The sequence below is a fragment of the Suttonella sp. genome (assembly GCF_056855035.1).
Window position 1 is genome coordinate 36105 of sequence record NZ_JBXGGR010000092.1, and the last position, 16784, is coordinate 52888.

At 52.9% G+C, this 16784-nt stretch carries 17 protein-coding genes; 4 read left to right on the forward strand and 13 right to left on the reverse strand.

From position 1 onward, the window contains the following. Positions 1-9: 9 nt before the first annotated feature. The 11 genes from ACJHVI_RS08235 to ACJHVI_RS08285 form a co-directional block, all read right to left on the reverse strand. Complete coding sequence (locus tag ACJHVI_RS08235; RefSeq protein ID WP_483184265.1) at positions 10-1878, reverse strand: transglycosylase SLT domain-containing protein; 1869 nt, start codon at positions 1876-1878, stop codon at positions 10-12. Between the two features lie 15 nt (positions 1879-1893). After that, on the reverse strand, positions 1894-2586 hold the full coding sequence (locus tag ACJHVI_RS08240) for a lytic transglycosylase domain-containing protein (RefSeq protein ID WP_483184266.1): 693 nt from the start codon (positions 2584-2586) through the stop codon (positions 1894-1896). Further along, positions 2586-4112 (reverse strand): lytic transglycosylase domain-containing protein, encoded by a 1527-nt coding sequence (locus ACJHVI_RS08245; protein ID WP_483184267.1) that lies wholly within the window; start codon positions 4110-4112, stop codon positions 2586-2588. The genes ACJHVI_RS08240 and ACJHVI_RS08245 overlap by 1 nt, the downstream gene beginning before the upstream one ends. After that, positions 4105-4980 carry a DUF4339 domain-containing protein gene (locus tag ACJHVI_RS08250; protein ID WP_483184268.1) on the reverse strand — a complete coding sequence of 292 codons (876 nt, stop codon included), beginning with the start codon at positions 4978-4980 and terminating at the stop codon, positions 4105-4107. The genes ACJHVI_RS08245 and ACJHVI_RS08250 overlap by 8 nt, the downstream gene beginning before the upstream one ends. A 9-nt stretch (positions 4981-4989) precedes the next feature. Then, on the reverse strand, positions 4990-6066 hold the full coding sequence (locus ACJHVI_RS08255; RefSeq protein ID WP_483184269.1) for a toxic anion resistance protein: 1077 nt from the start codon (positions 6064-6066) through the stop codon (positions 4990-4992). Beyond that, positions 6047-6916 carry a 5-bromo-4-chloroindolyl phosphate hydrolysis family protein gene (locus tag ACJHVI_RS08260; RefSeq protein WP_483184270.1) on the reverse strand — a complete coding sequence of 290 codons (870 nt, stop codon included), beginning with the start codon at positions 6914-6916 and terminating at the stop codon, positions 6047-6049. Before ACJHVI_RS08260 ends, ACJHVI_RS08255 begins: the two co-directional genes overlap by 20 nt. A gap of 84 nt (positions 6917-7000) precedes the next feature. Beyond that, complete coding sequence (locus ACJHVI_RS08265; RefSeq protein ID WP_483184271.1) at positions 7001-7429, reverse strand: DUF2147 domain-containing protein; 429 nt, start codon at positions 7427-7429, stop codon at positions 7001-7003. A gap of 66 nt (positions 7430-7495) precedes the next feature. Further along, positions 7496-8005: a YqiA/YcfP family alpha/beta fold hydrolase gene (locus ACJHVI_RS08270; RefSeq protein WP_483184272.1), complete on the reverse strand. Its 510-nt coding sequence runs from the start codon at positions 8003-8005 to the stop codon at positions 7496-7498. Further along, a complete protein-coding gene (dksA, locus tag ACJHVI_RS08275; protein ID WP_483184273.1) occupies positions 8005-8442 on the reverse strand; it encodes an RNA polymerase-binding protein DksA in 438 nt (145 codons plus the stop codon). Before dksA ends, ACJHVI_RS08270 begins: the two co-directional genes overlap by 1 nt. A 55-nt stretch (positions 8443-8497) precedes the next feature. Further along, the gene (locus ACJHVI_RS08280) at positions 8498-9361 is read right to left on the reverse strand and encodes a metal ABC transporter permease (protein WP_483184274.1); all 864 of its coding nucleotides are present in this window, start codon (positions 9359-9361) and stop codon (positions 8498-8500) included. Next, on the reverse strand, positions 9358-10065 hold the full coding sequence (locus tag ACJHVI_RS08285; protein ID WP_483184275.1) for an ATP-binding cassette domain-containing protein: 708 nt from the start codon (positions 10063-10065) through the stop codon (positions 9358-9360). The genes ACJHVI_RS08280 and ACJHVI_RS08285 overlap by 4 nt, the downstream gene beginning before the upstream one ends. Positions 10066-10108: 43 nt before the next feature. On the opposite strand from ACJHVI_RS08285, the gene priA reads away from it, so the two are divergent. After that, on the forward strand, positions 10109-12292 hold the full coding sequence (priA, locus tag ACJHVI_RS08290; RefSeq protein WP_483184276.1) for a replication restart helicase PriA: 2184 nt from the start codon (positions 10109-10111) through the stop codon (positions 12290-12292). A 15-nt stretch (positions 12293-12307) separates the two neighbouring features. Here priA and ACJHVI_RS08295 read toward each other — a convergent pair whose 3' ends face one another. Next, positions 12308-13066: a glycosyltransferase family 2 protein gene (locus ACJHVI_RS08295; RefSeq protein WP_483184277.1), complete on the reverse strand. Its 759-nt coding sequence runs from the start codon at positions 13064-13066 to the stop codon at positions 12308-12310. 196 nt (positions 13067-13262) lie between these two features. Between ACJHVI_RS08295 and argS the strand changes: the two genes are divergently transcribed. Genes argS through dusA form a run of 3 tightly spaced genes read left to right on the forward strand, consistent with a single transcriptional unit; the run spans position 13263 to position 16586 of the window. Next, positions 13263-15041 (forward strand): arginine--tRNA ligase, encoded by a 1779-nt coding sequence (argS, locus tag ACJHVI_RS08300; protein ID WP_483184278.1) that lies wholly within the window; start codon positions 13263-13265, stop codon positions 15039-15041. Further along, on the forward strand, positions 15038-15613 hold the full coding sequence (locus tag ACJHVI_RS08305; protein WP_483184279.1) for an SPOR domain-containing protein: 576 nt from the start codon (positions 15038-15040) through the stop codon (positions 15611-15613). The genes argS and ACJHVI_RS08305 overlap by 4 nt, the downstream gene beginning before the upstream one ends. Beyond that, positions 15603-16586, forward strand: coding sequence for a tRNA dihydrouridine(20/20a) synthase DusA (gene dusA, locus ACJHVI_RS08310; RefSeq protein WP_483184280.1), 984 nt, complete (start codon positions 15603-15605; stop codon positions 16584-16586). Before ACJHVI_RS08305 ends, dusA begins: the two co-directional genes overlap by 11 nt. Positions 16587-16612: 26 nt before the next feature. On the opposite strand, the gene ACJHVI_RS08315 is transcribed toward dusA, so the two are convergent. Then, on the reverse strand, positions 16613-16784 hold a 172-nt coding region (locus tag ACJHVI_RS08315; protein ID WP_483184282.1), incomplete at its 5' end, for a transposase.

Consider the following 16784-nt stretch of genomic DNA (forward strand, 5'->3'; position numbering starts at 1 on the left):
CGGTTCTCCTTACCAAGGTCTGAGGCTTTGTTGGCGATAAGGTTTGTGCGCGATGCCGAGGCGGTATTCGTAAATACGCTCGTATTCCAATACGCGTTTGACGTAATCGCGGGTTTCATAAAAGGGAATTTGCGCTATCCATTCGTCCAGCGGCAGATTGGGATGTCTGGCGCGCCATGTATTGACGCGCGAAGGTCCGGCATTGTAAGCGGCGGCGGCATAGGCAAGGTGTCCGAATTCTCTTAAGCGGTCGGCAAGATAGCGGCTGCCGAGTTGCAGATTGGTGTCGATATCAGTGAGCTGCTGGCTGCCGCTGTAGGCGATGCCGCTTTGATTGGCGACGTGGCGCGCGGTGGCGGGCATGACTTGCATCAGTCCGATAGCGCCGGCACCGGATTTAATCTGCGGTTGGAAAATGCTTTCTTTGCGGATGATGGCGAAAATGGTGGCGGGGCTGATGCTGTTTTGCTGCGCCAGATACCGCACTTTCTGCTCGTATTGCAGAGGGAAGCGGACATTGAGCGCGTCCCAGTCCTCGGTTTTCACTAAGCTGACCACGCTTTGAATGACCCAGCCTTGCTCGGCGGCGAGCAGGGCGGCTTGGCGCAATTCGGCAGGCGGCATTTTATAGGTTAAGCCATTGTATTCTTGCTGGGCGCGGCGCATGTCGCCCATGCGCAAGAAGGTTTTCAAGCGGTAGGCGGCCGGTTGCGTGCTGATTTGGGCGTAATGGCTGTCGCGCAAAAGCGGTTTGTCGTTAAATTGCGGCGCTTGTCCGAGTTTTTCGGCGGCAAGGAAGCCGAAGAAATCGCGCTGCGCGGCGGCGGCTTGATAGTGTTGGCGTGCTTTATCCGCCTGTCCGGTTTTTTCATAGGCTTTGCCGAGCCAATATTGCACTTCCGCTTGTGCGCCGGATTTGCCGCCCATATTGCTTAACAGCGGTATCAGCTGCTGCCAGCGTTGCAGGCGCAATTCGTAGGCGATGAGGTCGAAGACGGCGTTTTTATCGTGCAAGCCCTGCGGAATGCCGGCGAAGATGCTTTCTGCCAGCGGATTGTCTTCTTGCGCCAGTCGTGCCGCAACGCGCGATAAGCCTTTGGCGGCGGCTTCTTTCTCTAAGGAAAATACGCCGGCTTGAATGCCTTGCTGCGCTATTGCCGCCACTTCATGCAGGCGTTCGCGTGCATAGCGGTGCAAGATGTCGCTGACCGCGGCGGCGCGCCATTGCGGCTCGTTGATGCTTAAAGCGCTATTAAGCGGCAGGCTGCCGCGGCGGATGGCGAGCCATGTGTCGGCGGCGGAGGCGGCATTGCCTTGCAGACGCGGACGCAGATGATTGGCAAGACTGAGTTCGCCTTCCAGCATTGCCAGACGGAAGCGCGCTTCGATTTGCGCGGCGCTCGGCGGCAATTGGGCAAAGAGCGGATCGCAGGCGGCTTCGATGCTTTTAGGCGACAGCCATAATGCTTCCAGTCCTTGCTGGGCTTGGGCGCGATTGCCGCTGCGCAGATTCGCCAAACGCCATTCGCATTCGATGCTTTCATCGGCAAAAGCGGGGGAGTAACTATTGAGAATGGCGGCATAATCGCCGCGTGCCAGCCACAGCGGATAGGCATGTTCGGCTAGCCAGCCGGAAAAGGGTGCGCGCGGATGCAGACGCAGAAAGTCGCTGATTTCTTGGCTGGGCAGGGTTTGCAGATGGTTGCGGTAATGGCGGTATTGCAGATAGGGATAGAGCGGATGCGCGGCAAGATGTTGGTATTGGCTGAGCGGTGCACCGTTTTGAACCGCCGTTTCGGCTTGCAGGAGGCTTTCTGCCGCCTGCGAGGGCAGGCTGAAAAGAAACAGCATGAAGGAAGAGAGGTATTTAACGAGCATGAAAGGTCCTGTGGATTAGTAGATATGTAATTTCCATTCTTGGCGGTATTTGTCGCGGTAAGCGGTTACGCGTTTGACGTAATTCTGGGTTTCGGTATAGGGCGGGATTTGGTTGCCGTATTTGCTCACCGCGCCCGGACCGGCATTATAGGCGGCAATGGCAAGGGTGGTATTGCCGTTAAAGCGCCCGAGCAATTCTTTTAAGTAGCGGATGCCGCCGTCAATGTTTTGACGGCTGTCGAAGGGGTCGGCAATATTGAGATGGCTGGCGGTGTTGGGCATCAACTGCATCAGTCCGATGGCGCCTTTGCTGGAAACCACGTCGCTGCGATAGGCGGATTCCACGGTAATCACGGCATGCGCCAAAGCCGGCTCGATGCCGTGTTTTGCCGCCAAAGTATTGATGATGGCTTTAAGTTGGTTGAGGCGTTCGCGCATACTGCCCTGCGGCTCGACAACGCTTTGGGCGCCGGTTTTGCCGCTGGGTTTGATCACGCATTGATGACGCAATTTTACCGTTAAACCGTTGACTTTGATTTCTGCTTTGCAGGTCTGCCCTGCCGCGACGCTGCTTTTCAAGTCTTTGCCGAGCGAGCAGGGGATTTGGTGGGTTTTGCCGTCTTTGAGATAACTGCCGCAGGATTTTGCCTGCGCGGGAAGGAAGGCACCTGTCCACAGACAGGCAAGGACGAGAAGGGTTTTGTTCATTATTGCAGTCCAATCAAAGCGGGGTTCGCCTTATATTTGCGGTAATATTCCATGACTTTCGGTACATAGGCGCGGGTTTCGATAAAAGGCGGTATTTTATAGCCGTATTTCTTCACATTGCCTTCGCCTGCATTGTAGCCGGCGATGGCAAGTTGGTAATTGCCGTTGAATTCCTTCAGTAGCCATTTGAGGTAGGTGGTACCGCCGCGGATGTTCTCGCCGGTGTGGAAAGAATCGGACACGCCGAAGCGTCGGGCGGTTGCCGGCATGAGCTGCATCAGACCTTGGGCGCCGGCATGCGAGACGGCGCGACTTTTATAGGCGGATTCGGCGGAAATGACGGCATGAACCAAATAAGGATCGACGCCGATGCGCGCGGCGATTTCATTGATTTGCGCCGATAAGCCGCGCTGACGCTCTAAGAATGCACCCGAGACATTGACCGAAATGGTTTTGACGTATTCGGCTTCGATGCGGCGCGCCTCGATTTTCAGCGCTTCCGGACAATCTTTAGTCGGGTCAAGATGCAGAACGCGGCCTTCGGGCGTAGTAACCACGCCGCTGCAACTGCCTTCCGAGCCGAAATAGTCCAAGCGGTGTGCGGCGATATTGGCGCTGCGGTCGCCGAGAATGACTTGTCCGCCGGAAGAGCCGGGGGTCATGTCGAAAGAGCGGGTGGCGCAGTTGTATTCGCGGGTGCTGCCGTTAAATTCCACTTTGCCCGCACCGACGCAGCGCAGGGCGGCTGAAGCGGTAGGGGTCGGCGCTGCGCCGACGCCTTGTGCCGCCAATTGGGTTAAGGAAGGGGCTTGCGGCTGTCGGGCCTGTTGGGTGAAATCGGCTTTCACGCCGGCATAGGAGCGTTGGAAGAAGCTGCAACGGCGGTATTTATCGGTTTGGTCGCTGGCGACAAAGGTTGGCAGTCCTTCCTGATCAAAGCATTTGTAAATGTCGGTCGGCGGCGAATCGGTGGCGACAATGGCACCGCTGCCGTCTTTGGTCGGCGCAATCTGCGGTTCGGCGGCGCTTTTGGGCGTCGGCACGATGCCGCGCGGGTCTTGTACTTCGGCTTTGATACCGATGGAACGGCAGGTCGGTTCGGGCGGACTGGTGGCTTCAATCATGCGTCCGGTGCGGTAATCGGGGCAATAGAAAATGTGGATGGCACCGGTTTCTTTGAAGTTTTCCGCAGGTACGGAAGCAGGATTTGCAGCTAATGCCGCCTGCTGTTCTTCTGCGGCAATAACGTTGGCAAACAGATTACTGCTTTCGGCTTTGTCGGTGAAATTTTCGGTGGCTTTGTCTAAGGGCATGACGGTGGCGCCGGCATTGTAATTGCCGAACATGCCTTTTTGATAGGGTTTGCATTTGCCGCTGCGCTGGGCGGCGCTGACGATATTGGTGCTGCCGCTGCCGTTATCGCAGATATAGAGCTGATTGGCGGATTGCGCCTGACTTTCGGGGCTGAATAGTAAAGCGGCGCAGCAGGCGGCGATTAGGGCGAGGTGCAGGGAAAAATTAGTCATTGATTGTATTGTCATGCCGTTGAAATTCAGGAATGTGTTTGATGGCTTGCCATGAGTGTAAACCCGGTTTCCATACGAGGGTGTGTGGGGTAATCTCGCCGCTGTTGATGAGTTTTTGCAAGTCTTGGCACCGATAAGGTCCTTGTTGACCGCCGTTCATGGCGCAGTAAAATTCCGCGATTTCGTTTTCCTGCGGCTCGGCAGTGAGAGAAAGCGGGACGGCGGCTGTGATTGGCGCCGAGGACTTTTCTGTGGCGCTTTCTTGCGCGGCGGCATCGGCGGCGGCAGGAATTTCATAATCGGCGCTAAAGCGCTCCAGCGTCATGTCTTGGGGATTTAATAGGCGTGCATTGAGAACGTCTTTAAGAAAGAGGGCAAGGCGCTGCGGGTAATCTTGCAGGTCCTGCATGGAAATTTGCTGCTCCTGCACGATATGCTCGATTTGTGTTACTAGCCATTGATCGAATGCGCTCAAATCGGGCGTCGGCGACAGGCTTAAGAGCTGACTTAAAAAGGCTTCGCTGTTCAAAATGCGCAATTGGTATTGCCCCTGCAGATGCAAGCCTTGATGCTGCCAGTCGCGCTGCAGGCTGTGCTCGATGTGCAGGAAGATTAATTGCAGCGGCATATTGGGATTCAAGGCGCTGAGTGCTCTTGAAGAGAGGGCGTACTCGCCTTCTTGATAAATCGGGCTGCGCCAGCCGTTTTGCACGAGGCAGACTTGCTGTTTGGCGGCGACGCGCAATAAGCAGGGCTCAGAAAATGTATCGATATATTGAATATGCAGACATTCCCCGACAGATGCGGATTGCAAGACATTGGTTTGCTTGTTTTGCTGCATAAAACGGGCAAATAGATGATTCAGCATAAAAATTCCTTATTTAGCAGCGTTTTTTAAAGTGCTTTTCAGCTGCGCTTCCGCTTCTTGCAGACGCTGTTTGATTTCTTCGCGCGCTTTTTGCGCATTGCTATTGAGCTCGATGCTTTCTTCAATGGTGGCGATAAGGCGGCGGTTGGCTTCTTCTACCGCTTGGATGTCGAAAACGCCGCGCTCGATTTGTTCGCGCGTTTCGCGGTTCGCCATTTGCAGATTCTCGGCATTTTTCAGGAGCAGTTCATTGGTCAAATCGCTGCTAGCTTTGAGCGCCTGCGCGGCTTCGCTGCTGCGGTGAATCGCCAAAGATTGCGCCAATTGCTGCCGCCATAAAGGAACGGTGTTGACAAGCGTGGTATTGATTTTATTGACCAATCCTTTGTCGTTTTCCTGAATCAGGCGGATGCTGGGCAGGGATTGCGTCGCCACTTGGCGCGTGAGCAGCAAATCTTGCAGGCGGCGTTCGAGTTCATCGCGCTGGCTTTGATAATCGCGCAGCGCCTGCGCATTTTCCATCGTATTGTTTTTTTCCGCGCGTTCTTTGAGAACGGGCAGGGTTACTTCGTCGGCATGGCGCTTTGCCGCCTCGCCGGCGGCAATGAAATGCGCCAGTTCGCGGTAATGGTTCAGCGTCACTTCATAAAGGCGGTCGAGGCTGTTGATGTCGATTAAGAGGTTTTGTTTTTGGCTTTCCAAGCGGTTGCTGATGGCATCGACTTGGTCGCTGACGGTGGTGAATTTCTGCATGAAGGCGAGAATCGGCTCTTGGGTTTTGCCGAAGAGTTTTGCCCAAAAGCCGTTTTTCTTTTTCAATTCTTCTTGGGCGTTTTGCAGTCCTTTGAGGGTCAGCACCATTTGCGTGAGCAATTCGCCCGCCTGTCCGCTGTCTTTGATTTGCACGTTTTTCAGCATGGCATCGGCGACGCTGGTTAATTCCTGCTGTGCTTTGGAGCCGAAATTCAGCACGCTGTGACTGCTGTGGATGTCTAGCGAGCTTGCCAGGTTACGCACGCGCTGCTCGTCAAGCTGCTCGTTATCGAGAAAAGTTTGGCTACTAGGATTAGTGCTGTTGTTTGTCATGGCTACTCTCTAATTGTTGGCGCAAAACGTCCATTTTGCTGTGTAACTGAATATTGTCATGCGCAAGCAGGGCGCGGCTTTGTTCGGCAAAGGTGTGGTTGACGCTGTCTAATAAGCGGTCTAATTGTGCCAAATGCTCGCTTTGTTCCGGATTTTCTTGCAGGCAGGCTTGGCAAATGCTCACAATTTCGGGCAATTGCACGATGAAAAAGGGACGCAGGCGGCGGATGTTGTCCGCTTCTTGGGCACATAGGCTGATTAGGCGTTGGGCGCGCTGCGCGCTGATGCGTATTTTTTCGCTTAAAACATGCGCTGCGTTTAAAGGATGCTGCCGATATGCTTCGCTTAATTGCCATAATGCGGCGTTATGGTTTTCCGCATCTGCAATCATCGCCTGCAGGGTCGGGGATAAATGTTGGGTATTGTTGTGCGGCGGCGGATTATCCGCGCTCTGCGGCAGTTGCTGCGCTTGCATGTAATGAAAATAATAGCTGCCGGCGCCTGCCAATGTGCCGAGCAAAATCCACAGCGGATGACGCAGGAGATAGACGGATAACAGAAGTATGGCTAAGGTAAAGGCTGCCAGTCCCTGTCCGCGGCTGTCCCGTATTTCGCCCAGCGCTTGGTCTTCCTGCAGGGCTTGGGCTAATTGGCGGTAGTAATGGCGCGTACATTTGGCGGCATAGATAAAGCAGGCGCAGGCCAATAAACTAATGCCGACTTTAAGCGCGCGCGCTTGAAACAAGCCGATAATCGCGCTCAGGCTGAGCGGCAGGACAGGCAGCAGCAGGCTGGAACCGCGCAGCAACAGGGCTTTGCTTTTAAGCTTTGTGAGCCAATTTTTTTTCATTAACGCAGAAGCATCATGCAGGAAGGAATGCTGCTGACCCAAATCAACAGACACCATGAAAAAAAGCGCAGGGAATAGGCGGATTTATTTTCTTCTGGTCCAGACATCGGCGCTTCCGAACCAAGAAAGGAATCCGTAGCTGTTGATTTTCAGCTCGGTACCGGCGGCATTAATCGTCATCTGTACTTTGCTGACTTTGCCGGTCAGAGGATTGAGAATTTTGCCGCCGCTCCATTGATTGTCGCCGTCTGCCTGCAAGCCTGTGATAAGCACCATGCCGCGGATGGGTTTGTCGGCATTTTCGCCTTCGCATTTGCTGCAGCGCGCATTGCGGTTAGGTACGTATTCAATCAATTTGGCTGCCAGTCCTTGTCCGTCTTGGAAGACGCGGATAATCATGGTGGGGCGGCCGGTTTTGTCTTTTAATTGCCAGTAGCCGACGGGGTTGGCGGCAAGCGCAAAGCCGGATAGCATCAACAAGCTGATAAGCCATAATTTTTTGAGTGAAATCACGATAAACTCCTTGAAGAAACTTGGGCAATCATACCGCAAAAACGGGGCTAAGACACCGTCTTTGAATTATTTAATAACACGCTGCAAATAATGGCTGAATAAGTCGTCAATGCGAGAGAGTTGCGAGAGCATCATGTGTCCGCCGGGCAGAAGATGCAGGGGCGCATTGCATTCGCGGGCAAAGCGCAGGGAATGTTCGAAAATGACGACGTCGTCCGACCAGCCGTGCACAATTTCAACATTAATCAGATCGTTGCTGTAACGATGTTGGGCGTAATGCGGCAGATAGAGGGCGGGGGCAACAAGAAAGAGTCCGCGTACTTGCCGGCATTGCTCGGCGGCGAGCACAGAGGTGTAGCCGCCCATGGAAAAACCCGCCAAAATGACCGTTTCTTGGGCAGGCAGGCTTTGAATGTTTTGAATTAAGCGTGCGGCGCGGGCTTCGGGGTCTTGCTGGATGTCGGTATCGTGGATGCTGCTGACAGCGTCGCAGAAGCGACCTGCGGTCTTTGCCAGCTGCTGCATAATCGCATCATCAGGGCTGCCGCCGCGTCCGTGCGAACAAATAATGTGCATCAGCGGTCTTCAAAAAAGCCTTTTTCGCGTCGTTCCGCAATTTGCTTGCAATCGATGCATAATTCGGCGGTCGGGCGGGCTTCCAAACGGCGGAAGCCGATTTCTTCGCCGCATTGGTCGCAGTAGCCGAAATCACCGCTATTAATGCGCTCAAGGGCTTTGTCGATTTTGTGCATGAGTTTGCGTTGGCGGTCGCGCGTGCGCAGTTCCAGCGAGAATTCTTCTTCTTGGGTGGCGCGGTCGTTTAAATCCGCCGTATGGGTGTTTTCGTCTTTGAGGTATTCGCGGGTACGTTCGCTTTCGTCAATAATTTCCTGCTTCCATTGATGAAGCAGGTGCGTGAAATATTCCAATTGTTTGGCAGACATGTATTCTTCGCCGTCAGCTGGAGTATATTTTTGATTGTTTTCAATCGATTGGGTCTTTTGTTTCGTCATAAAATATGGCGGGGTTAGAAAAATCGCAGCATATTACGCAGCCGCCGCTCGGAAGTCAAAGTTTTTCTTCTGTTTTTTGAGAGGATGCTAAAGGTCGGCTTGTTGTCGGACGCGGCATTTCCTTAACGTATAATTTTTGGTAACACAAGGCGGCGAAATAGCAGATGCCGCTGATGCTGACAATCGCGGGAGCGACCGGAAAATCCCATAAATATGCCATGCCGACGCCGAGCGTGGCGGCAATCGCCGAGAGTATCGCCGCCCACAGCACGCATTGCTCCGGCGTGTGTGCGAAGCGGTTGGTGGTTTGAATGGGGATAATCAGAAATGCCATGACCAGCATCAGCCCTAGAAACTGAATCATAATGCCGGTGAATAGTCCGAGCAGGAGCAGGAAAATGCCTTCGTAGCGATGCACATTCGGGATTTCTGTACGGGCGATGTCTTCGCTGATGGTCAGCAGAATCAGGGGTTGCCACAGCCATTTAATGAGTAGGAGCGTGAGCACGGTGGCAATGGCAATGAGCAGCAAGTCTCTGCCGCCGGTGTTTAAGATGTCGCCGAATAAATAGCCAAACAGGTCGGTGCGGATATTCTCCATTTTCGACAGCGCAATCACGCCTAATGCCAGCATGAAATGCGAGAGGGTGCCGAGGATGTTGTTGCCGTCTGCGCCGGTGCGGCGTTTGATGACATAGAGCAGGATGACTAATAGAGCGGTAATGCCCCAAATGCCGAGATAGATGGGCAGGCGGAAATATAATGCCAAGGCAATGCCCAGCCAAGCGCTATGGGCAAGGGCTTCGCCGAAATAGATTAGGCGCCGCCAAGAGATGATGCTGCCCAAGGGCGCGGCGGCAGCGGCGGATAAAACGGCGCAAGCCCAAGGAATCAAGACAAATTGTAAGAAGAAATTCATAGGTGTTGATGGTTGTGATGATGATGGTAGATGCCGAGTTCGGCGGCTTCGGCTTGTCCGAGCAGGCGCAGGAAATCGGGGTGTCGGGCAATCTCCTGCGGTTTGCCCATGCAGCAGATATGTCCGTTTAAGCACAGCACTTTATCGCTTGCCGCCATGACGAGATGCAGATCATGCGAGACTAAGACAATCGCGCATCGGGTTTTCAGCTGATAGTCGCGGATGTGGTGGTAGTAATTGCCCAAGGCGGAAGGGTCGATGCCCGCCGCTGGTTCGTCCAAAACGATTAATTCGGGACGATTGAGCATGGCGCGTGCCAGTAAAAGACGCTGCGTTTCGCCGCCCGAGAGATTTTGCAGGGGGCTGTCAAGCAAATGGCGGATGTTTAAGGAATCCAGCGGCGAGTCCGATTGCTGATAATCCAAGCCTTTGAGAAAGCGGCGCATGCTGATGGGTAAATCGGAAGGGGTATGAAAACTTTGCGGCACATAGGCCAGTCGCAGTCCTTTGCGGCGTGTGATGCTGCCGCTGCTGGGGCGGTAATGTCCTAAAATCAGGCGCATCAATGTGCTTTTGCCGGCGCCGTTGGGTCCGACGATGGTTAATAATTCTCCGCTTTCAATTGGCAGGCAAATGTCATGTAAAATGCTGCGTCCGCCGATGCGGTAACTGATATGTTCGAGGGAAATAAGTGGATCAGACATATAATCACAGAGTAAAAGTTCCGTTATAGGATAACATGATTTGATGAGTAAACCGATAGAATCGGGCGCGCCCTTTTGTATCAGCGTAGCGGTGCCGCGCCCTTTGTTCAGCGCATTTAGCTATTTGCATCACTGCCCTTTGATGGCGGGACAGCGGGTGCGCGTGCCTTTTGGCAGAAAAGAAGAAATCGGGATTGTGTTGGCGTCTGCGCCTTATGTAGAGGAAGAGGGCGCATTAAAAAGCATTGCCGCCGTTTTAGACGAAGCACCTGTCTTGGATGCGGAATTGCTGGGCTTTTTGCAGCAGGCGGCACGTTATTATCAACATCCCTTAGGGGAAGTGATTGCCAGCGCCTTACCCAATGCTTTGCTGCATGGGGCGGAGAACCGCCGCCGCTTGGCGCGTTTTTATCGCTTGACGGCGGCAGGCGCTGCGGCATTAGGCGGTAAATTAGGCAGCAAACAGCGCGAGGTCTTAACTGCTTTGCAATCGGGGCGGCAGTCGGAGCAGGCTTTGCGTGAACAATTCAGCTTAAGCCTCGCTTGGCTGCGCGATATGGGCGAACGCGGTTTGCTGGCGCAAGAAGAGCAGTTTCAATATGAGGCGACGGCGCAAATTTCCGCGCCTGATTTAAGCGCGGAACAGGCGGCAGCCTTAGTATATTTGTCGAAGCGCAGCGGTTTTGTCGTGGATGTGTTAGACGGGGTAACGGGTTCGGGCAAGACGGAAGTCTATATCCGCCGCATTGAGCAATTGTTGAGCGGTGGCGGACAGGTATTGGTATTGGCGCCGGAAATCGCTTTGGTGGAAATGCTGTATCAGCGTTTGCGTCCGCGTTTGTCTTGTGCGCTTGCCAAGCATCACAGCGCGATGACGGATGCGGCGCGTTTGGCAGTATGGCAGGATGTGCGCGCCGGCGATGTACAGGTCTTAATCGGTACGCGTTCGGCTTTATTCGGCGCTTTTGCGGATTTGCGCGGCATTGTGATTGATGAATGTCATGATCAGGCTTATAAGCAGCAGGAAGGCTTTCATTATCATGCGCGCGATATGGCGGTTTTGCGTGCCAAAGCATTGAATATTCCCGTGTTAATGGGAAGCGCGACGCCGCCTTTGGAAGTCTGGGCGCAGGTCGAGCGCGGCATGTGGGGCGATATCCGTTTGCAGTCAAGGGTTTTGGCGCAGGCGCAGGCGCGGATTACCATTGACGACATGAACACGCCGGAGCAGGTGGATGGCTTGTCTTTCCGCCTGATTAGCGAAATTCACCGCCAATTGCGCGACGGGCATCAAGTGATGCTGTTTCTCAATCGGCGCGGCTATGCGCCCTTGCTGCGCTGCGAAGACTGCGGCGAAGCCCTGCAATGCAGCGCCTGCGATTGCGCGATGACGGCGCATTTGAGCAGCCGCAATTTGCAATGCCATCATTGCGGACGCAGCCGCGATATTCCGACCCATTGTCCTGCTTGCGGCAGCAAGGAATTGAAATTATTGGGTTATGGCACGCAGCGATTAGAACAAAGCCTGCGTCTGCAATTTCCGCAAGCGCGTATTTTGCGCATTGATTCAGATGCTTATCGCAGCGCGGCGCAATTTCAGCAGGCGATTGTGCAGGTACAAGCCGGCGAGGCGGATATTATTTTAGGCACGCAATGGCTGTCCAAAGGGCATCATTTTCCCGCCCTGCAATTGGTGGCGGTGGTGGATGCCGATGCCGCTTTTTACAGCAGCGATTTTCGCGCCGAAGAACATTTGGCGCAAACCCTGATGCAGGTCGGCGGACGTGCGGGACGCGAATCGACAGGGCATATTTGGATTCAGACCCGCCAAGCGGCGCAGCCGGTATTCCGCCTCTTTCAGCAGCCTTACCGCGAGACTTTGCAAAGGCTTGCGGCAGCACGCAAACGCGCCCATTTGCCGCCTTACAGTGCGCAAGTCTTATTAACGGCGCGCCATCGCGACGGCGCACGCGCCGCCCAAGCCCTGCAATTTACCTGCGAAGGCGCGCAGGCGGCAGGTATCGGACAAGACTGGCAATGGCTGGGGCCTGCACCGGCTTTGATGCTGCGCAAAGACGGATTGCAGCGCTACCAAGTCCTGATTCAATCGGATAATCGTGCCAGTTTGCAGCAGCAATTGCCAGCGCTCAACCAATGGCTGTTGGCGCAAGGCAAAGCCTTTGCGGTGCGGGTAGCGATAGACGTCGATCCTTTGTGGATAGATTAGCGATAAGACAAACGTCTAAAGTTTGCCTTTGGATTGATAAAGATAATAGAGTTTGACGTATTTATTCATGGTGTAGAAATAATGATTAACGGCAAAAATCCAACCTAATTTGCCGTCTAAGAAACCACGATTGATGAAATAGACTTTAAAAAATGCCCAGAACGGACGCAGGATAATATCTTTGATAAAACCGACGGATTTGCCTTCAGCTCGGTATTTTTCCGCTGCCAGCGTGGTGTAGTGGTTGAATTTATTGAAATATTGCTGCCAATTATCATAGGTGTAATGATACATCGGCTGCTGCAAACGGCGGTTTTCGTAAGGATGGATAATTTTGGGATGTACATAGCCTTCTACGCGGCTGCCTTCGGCCGGCATCAGGCGGCAAACAAAATCAGGACGCAGAATGCCGTGTCGGGCTTGATGATGCTGAAAACGGTTATGCCGCTGAATCCAATAAGCAGCCGCTTCATTTTTAGCAACAACTGATTGAATTTCTTCAGCTAATTCGGGCGAGCAACGTTCATCGGCATCAATAAAGAAAATCCATTCATGAGCGGCTTGACCAATGGCAAAGCTTTGCTGCGCTCCCCAATCGCCATTCATTGCGCGTTGGATGATTTTCGCTCCGCATTCAGCAGCGATATGAGCGGTATCATCCTGACTGTAATCATCAATCAGCAAAATTTCATCGGCGAAGCGACAGCTGTTTATGCAATCGCGGATATTATGCGCTTCATTACGCGCCAAAATAAGCACACTGAGTTTTGACATGGAACTTTCTGAAAAATAAAGGCGCGTATTGTAATAGAGATAGGCGTATTTATACCAGCCTCAAGCAAATATTACCGTTTATCTCTACGCCTGTTTCTATAGCATCGACACTTTGCCGGCTTTATTATTCAGCATTTGGCGGCAAGCCCTTAGCGCGGTAAAATAGCGCGTTTTAATTTTTGCTGCGGAGCAGACGATGAAAGCCGAAATTCAAGATGGGTTGGCGAGTGCCTTAGTATTATTAGCGAAAACCCACAATATCCCCACCGAAAATCTCAATCAAGCGATTGAAATCGAGCGCTGCAAAGACCCTGCGCACGGCGATTTCGCCAGCAATGTGGCGATGAAATTTGCCAAGATTTTCGCCATGAAGCCGCGCGATTTGGCGGATAAAATTATCGTCAGCGTGCCTTTGATGGACAGCGTGGCAGGTATGGAAGTGGCGGGACCGGGCTTTATCAATATCCGCTTGGCAAAAGGCAGCGCTACCGCCGTGTTGGCGGATATTGTGCGCGAGCGCGAGCATTTCGGTCGGCAGCAAGCGGTGCCGACGCAGAAAATTTTGCTGGAATTTGTTTCTGCCAATCCCACCGGACCTTTGCATGTCGGGCATGGGCGCGGCGCCGCGTATGGCGACAGCTTGGCGAATTTGCTTAAGGTCAACGGTCATCAGGTCGATAAGGAATATTACGTTAATGATGCCGGACGCCAGATGGATATTTTGGCTTTGTCGGTGTATTGGCGTTATATGCAGCAATGCGGCGTGGATAAAGTGCTGCCTAAGGGGATTTATCAAGGCGATTATGTGATTGGCATTGCCGACAGTCTGAAAGCGGCGCATGGCGAAGTCTTATTGCATCAGCCTGAGCAATGGTTGCATGCCGAGCCTAAGGAGTGGAGCGAGGCGGAAGCGGCGGCAGGTGCGCGTGATCAATGGATTGACGGCGCGATTGCGGCATTGAAAGCTAAATTAGGCGCTGAAAACTACGAGACGGTGTTCCAAACGGCATTGCAGGCGGAAGTAGAAGATATCAAACAGGATTTGCAGGAATTCGGCGTGGAATTCGAGCGTTGGTTCTCGGAGCGCTCTTTGTTTGGCAGCGGCATGGTGGAAAAAACCTTAGCCAAATTGCAGGAAGGCGGCTTTATTTATGAGAAAGACGGCGCTTTGTGGTTTAAGGCGGAAGAATTCGGCGATGAGAAAGATCGCGTGGTTAAGCGGGAAAACGGCGTAACTACTTATTTTGCTTCCGATATTGCCTATCATTTGGATAAATACGAACGCGGCTATGATGTGATGATCGATATTTTCGGCGCCGATCATCACGGCTATATGGCACGCGTACGCGCTTCTTTAGCGGCATTGAATTTAAATCCTAGCCAATTGCATATCGCTTTGGTGCAGTTTGCCGTTTTGTATCAAAACGGGCAGAAAGTACAGATGAGTACGCGCAGCGGCGAATTCGTTACCCTGCGGGAATTGCGCGAGCAAGTCGGCTCGGATGCGGCGCGCTTTTTCTATGTGATGCGTAAACCCGAGCAGCATTTGGATTTCGACTTGGATTTGGCGGTTTCCAGCAGCAAAGACAATCCTTACTACTATGTGCAGTATGCCCATGCGCGGACTTGCCGCGTGATGGAGCGCGCCAAAGAAGCAGGAGTGGAATATCAGGTGGAAGATGCCCTGAAATTGCGCAATCAGTTGAATGAGGCGGAAGAAAAAGCCCTGATTCGCGAATTGGGACGTTACCGCGATATGCTGATCAGCGCCGGCGAGCAATTGGCGCCGCATATGGTCATCGGTTATCTGCGCGATTTGGCGACCGCTTGGCATCAATTCTATGATGCGGGGCATAAGGTTCTGCACGAAGATGCGGAGATTCGCGCGGCGCGTTTGCTGCTGACCGATTGCGTGGGGCAGGTATTACGTAATGCTTTGGCGGTTGTCGGCGTGCAGGCGCAGGAGAGAATGTGAGTAAAAAAGCCAGCGCAAACAAACGTAAGCGTAATAAAAATGCGCCGCGTCCCAATAGCAAGGCCTTTTGGGCGCAGCGCATCATGGGTATGTTTTTGCTGTTCCTGATTTTGGGAATTTTATTGCTGATCGGCGTGAATTTCTTCAAAGAACACAAAGAAGGCTATGTGCGTCCGGTGGCGGAAAAACCGCCTGCGCAAACAGAGCAGCAAAACAACAGGCAAGCCGCTCAAGCGGCGCAAACGCCGAAATATAGTTTCTATGAATCTTTGCGCAAACGCGACGAGCAAGTCAAAGAGGAATTGCAGCACAAAATTGCCCAAGCGGATAAAAGCAGCATCAAAGGGCGGCATTACCGCATTCAGATCGGAGCATTCAGCGAAGAAGCGCATGCCGACCGCCTCAGAGCGAAAATGATTTTGCGCGATTATCCGGTGCAGATTATCAAAGACGGCACTTTATTCTTAGTGCAAATCGGGCCTTATGCGGAACGCGAGGAGGCGGTGAATATTCAAAACCGCCTGCAGCGCGAAGGCATCAAAGACCACGTTTTAAAAGCCTATGTCAATTGATGCTTTAGCCGCTGCGCGGCGTTTTAGCGTAGCGCCGATGCTGGATTGGACAACGCCGCAATGTCGGCGCATCCACCGCATTCTTTGCCCGCAGGCACTGCTGTATAGCGAAATGGTTACTACCGGGGCGATTATCTTCGGCGATGCCGCGCGTTATCTCAAGCATAGCGGCGATATGCCCTGCGCCCTGCAATTGGGCGGCGGCAAAGCCGATGAATTGGCAAAAGCCAGCGCGATAGCTCAAACATTCGCCTATGCGGAAATCAATCTGAATGTCGGTTGCCCCAGCGACCGCGTGCAAAACAATCGTATCGGCGCCTGCCTGATGGCAGAGCCGCGTTTGGTCGCCCAATGTCTAAAAGCCATGCAGAAAGAAAGCGATGTGCCGGTAACGGTTAAGCACCGTTTGGGCATTGATGAGCAGGACGAGCGGCAAGTAATTGATTTTGTCGATTGTCTGGCGAATGAAAGCGATTGCCGCGTGTTTATCGTGCATGCACGCAAGGCATGGCTGCAAGGCTTAAGTCCTAAGGATAACCGCGATATTCCGCCGCTGAATTATGAATTGGTTTATGAACTCAAGCAGCGATTTCCCGAACTGCATATTGTCATCAACGGCGGCATTAACAGCATTGCCGAAGCCAAACAGCATTTGCAGGCGGTGGACGGCGTGATGTTAGGACGCGCCGCTTACCAAGAACCGCGTCTCTTATTGGAAGCCGCCGATTTATTCGGGTGCGAAATCCCGATCCTTGAGAGCGTTTTAGCCGATTTGGAAGCTTTGTTGATAAAGGCTTTGGGCAATGGCGAACGCCTCAGCGATTATACGCGGCATCTGCTCGGACTGTTTAACGGACAAGTCGGCGCCAAGCAATTCCGCCGCATTTTAAGCGAAGAAGCCAGAAGCGCCGAGGCAGGTATTGAGATTTGGCACAAAGCCCTTGCGGCGGTATTTTCAAAGAAGCTTTGTTAAATAGCTAGGGGCTAATGACAATTCACCTATAATTTCAACCAAATCAAAGCACAAGCCAATGCAACGGTACTTTCATAATTGCGTTTTAATTTATCATATCGCGTTGCAACTGCACGAAAGTGCTTTAAACGTGCAAAGGCATTTTCTACCAAATGCCTGATTTTATACAGGTACCAATCTGTATTGACATTAAGATGC

Coding starts and splice junctions, on each gene's coding strand:
- ACJHVI_RS08235 (WP_483184265.1), bottom strand. CDS start 1,878: ATGCTCGTTAAATACCTCTCTTCCTTCATGCTGTTTCTTTTCAGCCTG.
- ACJHVI_RS08240 (WP_483184266.1), bottom strand. CDS start 2,586: ATGAACAAAACCCTTCTCGTCCTTGCCTGTCTGTGGACAGGTGCCTTC.
- ACJHVI_RS08245 (WP_483184267.1), bottom strand. CDS start 4,112: ATGACTAATTTTTCCCTGCACCTCGCCCTAATCGCCGCCTGCTGCGCC.
- ACJHVI_RS08250 (WP_483184268.1), bottom strand. CDS start 4,980: ATGCTGAATCATCTATTTGCCCGTTTTATGCAGCAAAACAAGCAAACC.
- ACJHVI_RS08255 (WP_483184269.1), bottom strand. CDS start 6,066: ATGACAAACAACAGCACTAATCCTAGTAGCCAAACTTTTCTCGATAAC.
- ACJHVI_RS08260 (WP_483184270.1), bottom strand. CDS start 6,916: ATGAAAAAAAATTGGCTCACAAAGCTTAAAAGCAAAGCCCTGTTGCTG.
- ACJHVI_RS08270 (WP_483184272.1), bottom strand. CDS start 8,005: ATGCACATTATTTGTTCGCACGGACGCGGCGGCAGCCCTGATGATGCG.
- dksA (WP_483184273.1), bottom strand. CDS start 8,442: ATGACGAAACAAAAGACCCAATCGATTGAAAACAATCAAAAATATACT.
- ACJHVI_RS08280 (WP_483184274.1), bottom strand. CDS start 9,361: ATGAATTTCTTCTTACAATTTGTCTTGATTCCTTGGGCTTGCGCCGTT.
- ACJHVI_RS08285 (WP_483184275.1), bottom strand. CDS start 10,065: ATGTCTGATCCACTTATTTCCCTCGAACATATCAGTTACCGCATCGGC.
- priA (WP_483184276.1), top strand. CDS start 10,109: ATGAGTAAACCGATAGAATCGGGCGCGCCCTTTTGTATCAGCGTAGCG.
- ACJHVI_RS08295 (WP_483184277.1), bottom strand. CDS start 13,066: ATGTCAAAACTCAGTGTGCTTATTTTGGCGCGTAATGAAGCGCATAAT.
- argS (WP_483184278.1), top strand. CDS start 13,263: ATGAAAGCCGAAATTCAAGATGGGTTGGCGAGTGCCTTAGTATTATTA.
- dusA (WP_483184280.1), top strand. CDS start 15,603: ATGTCAATTGATGCTTTAGCCGCTGCGCGGCGTTTTAGCGTAGCGCCG.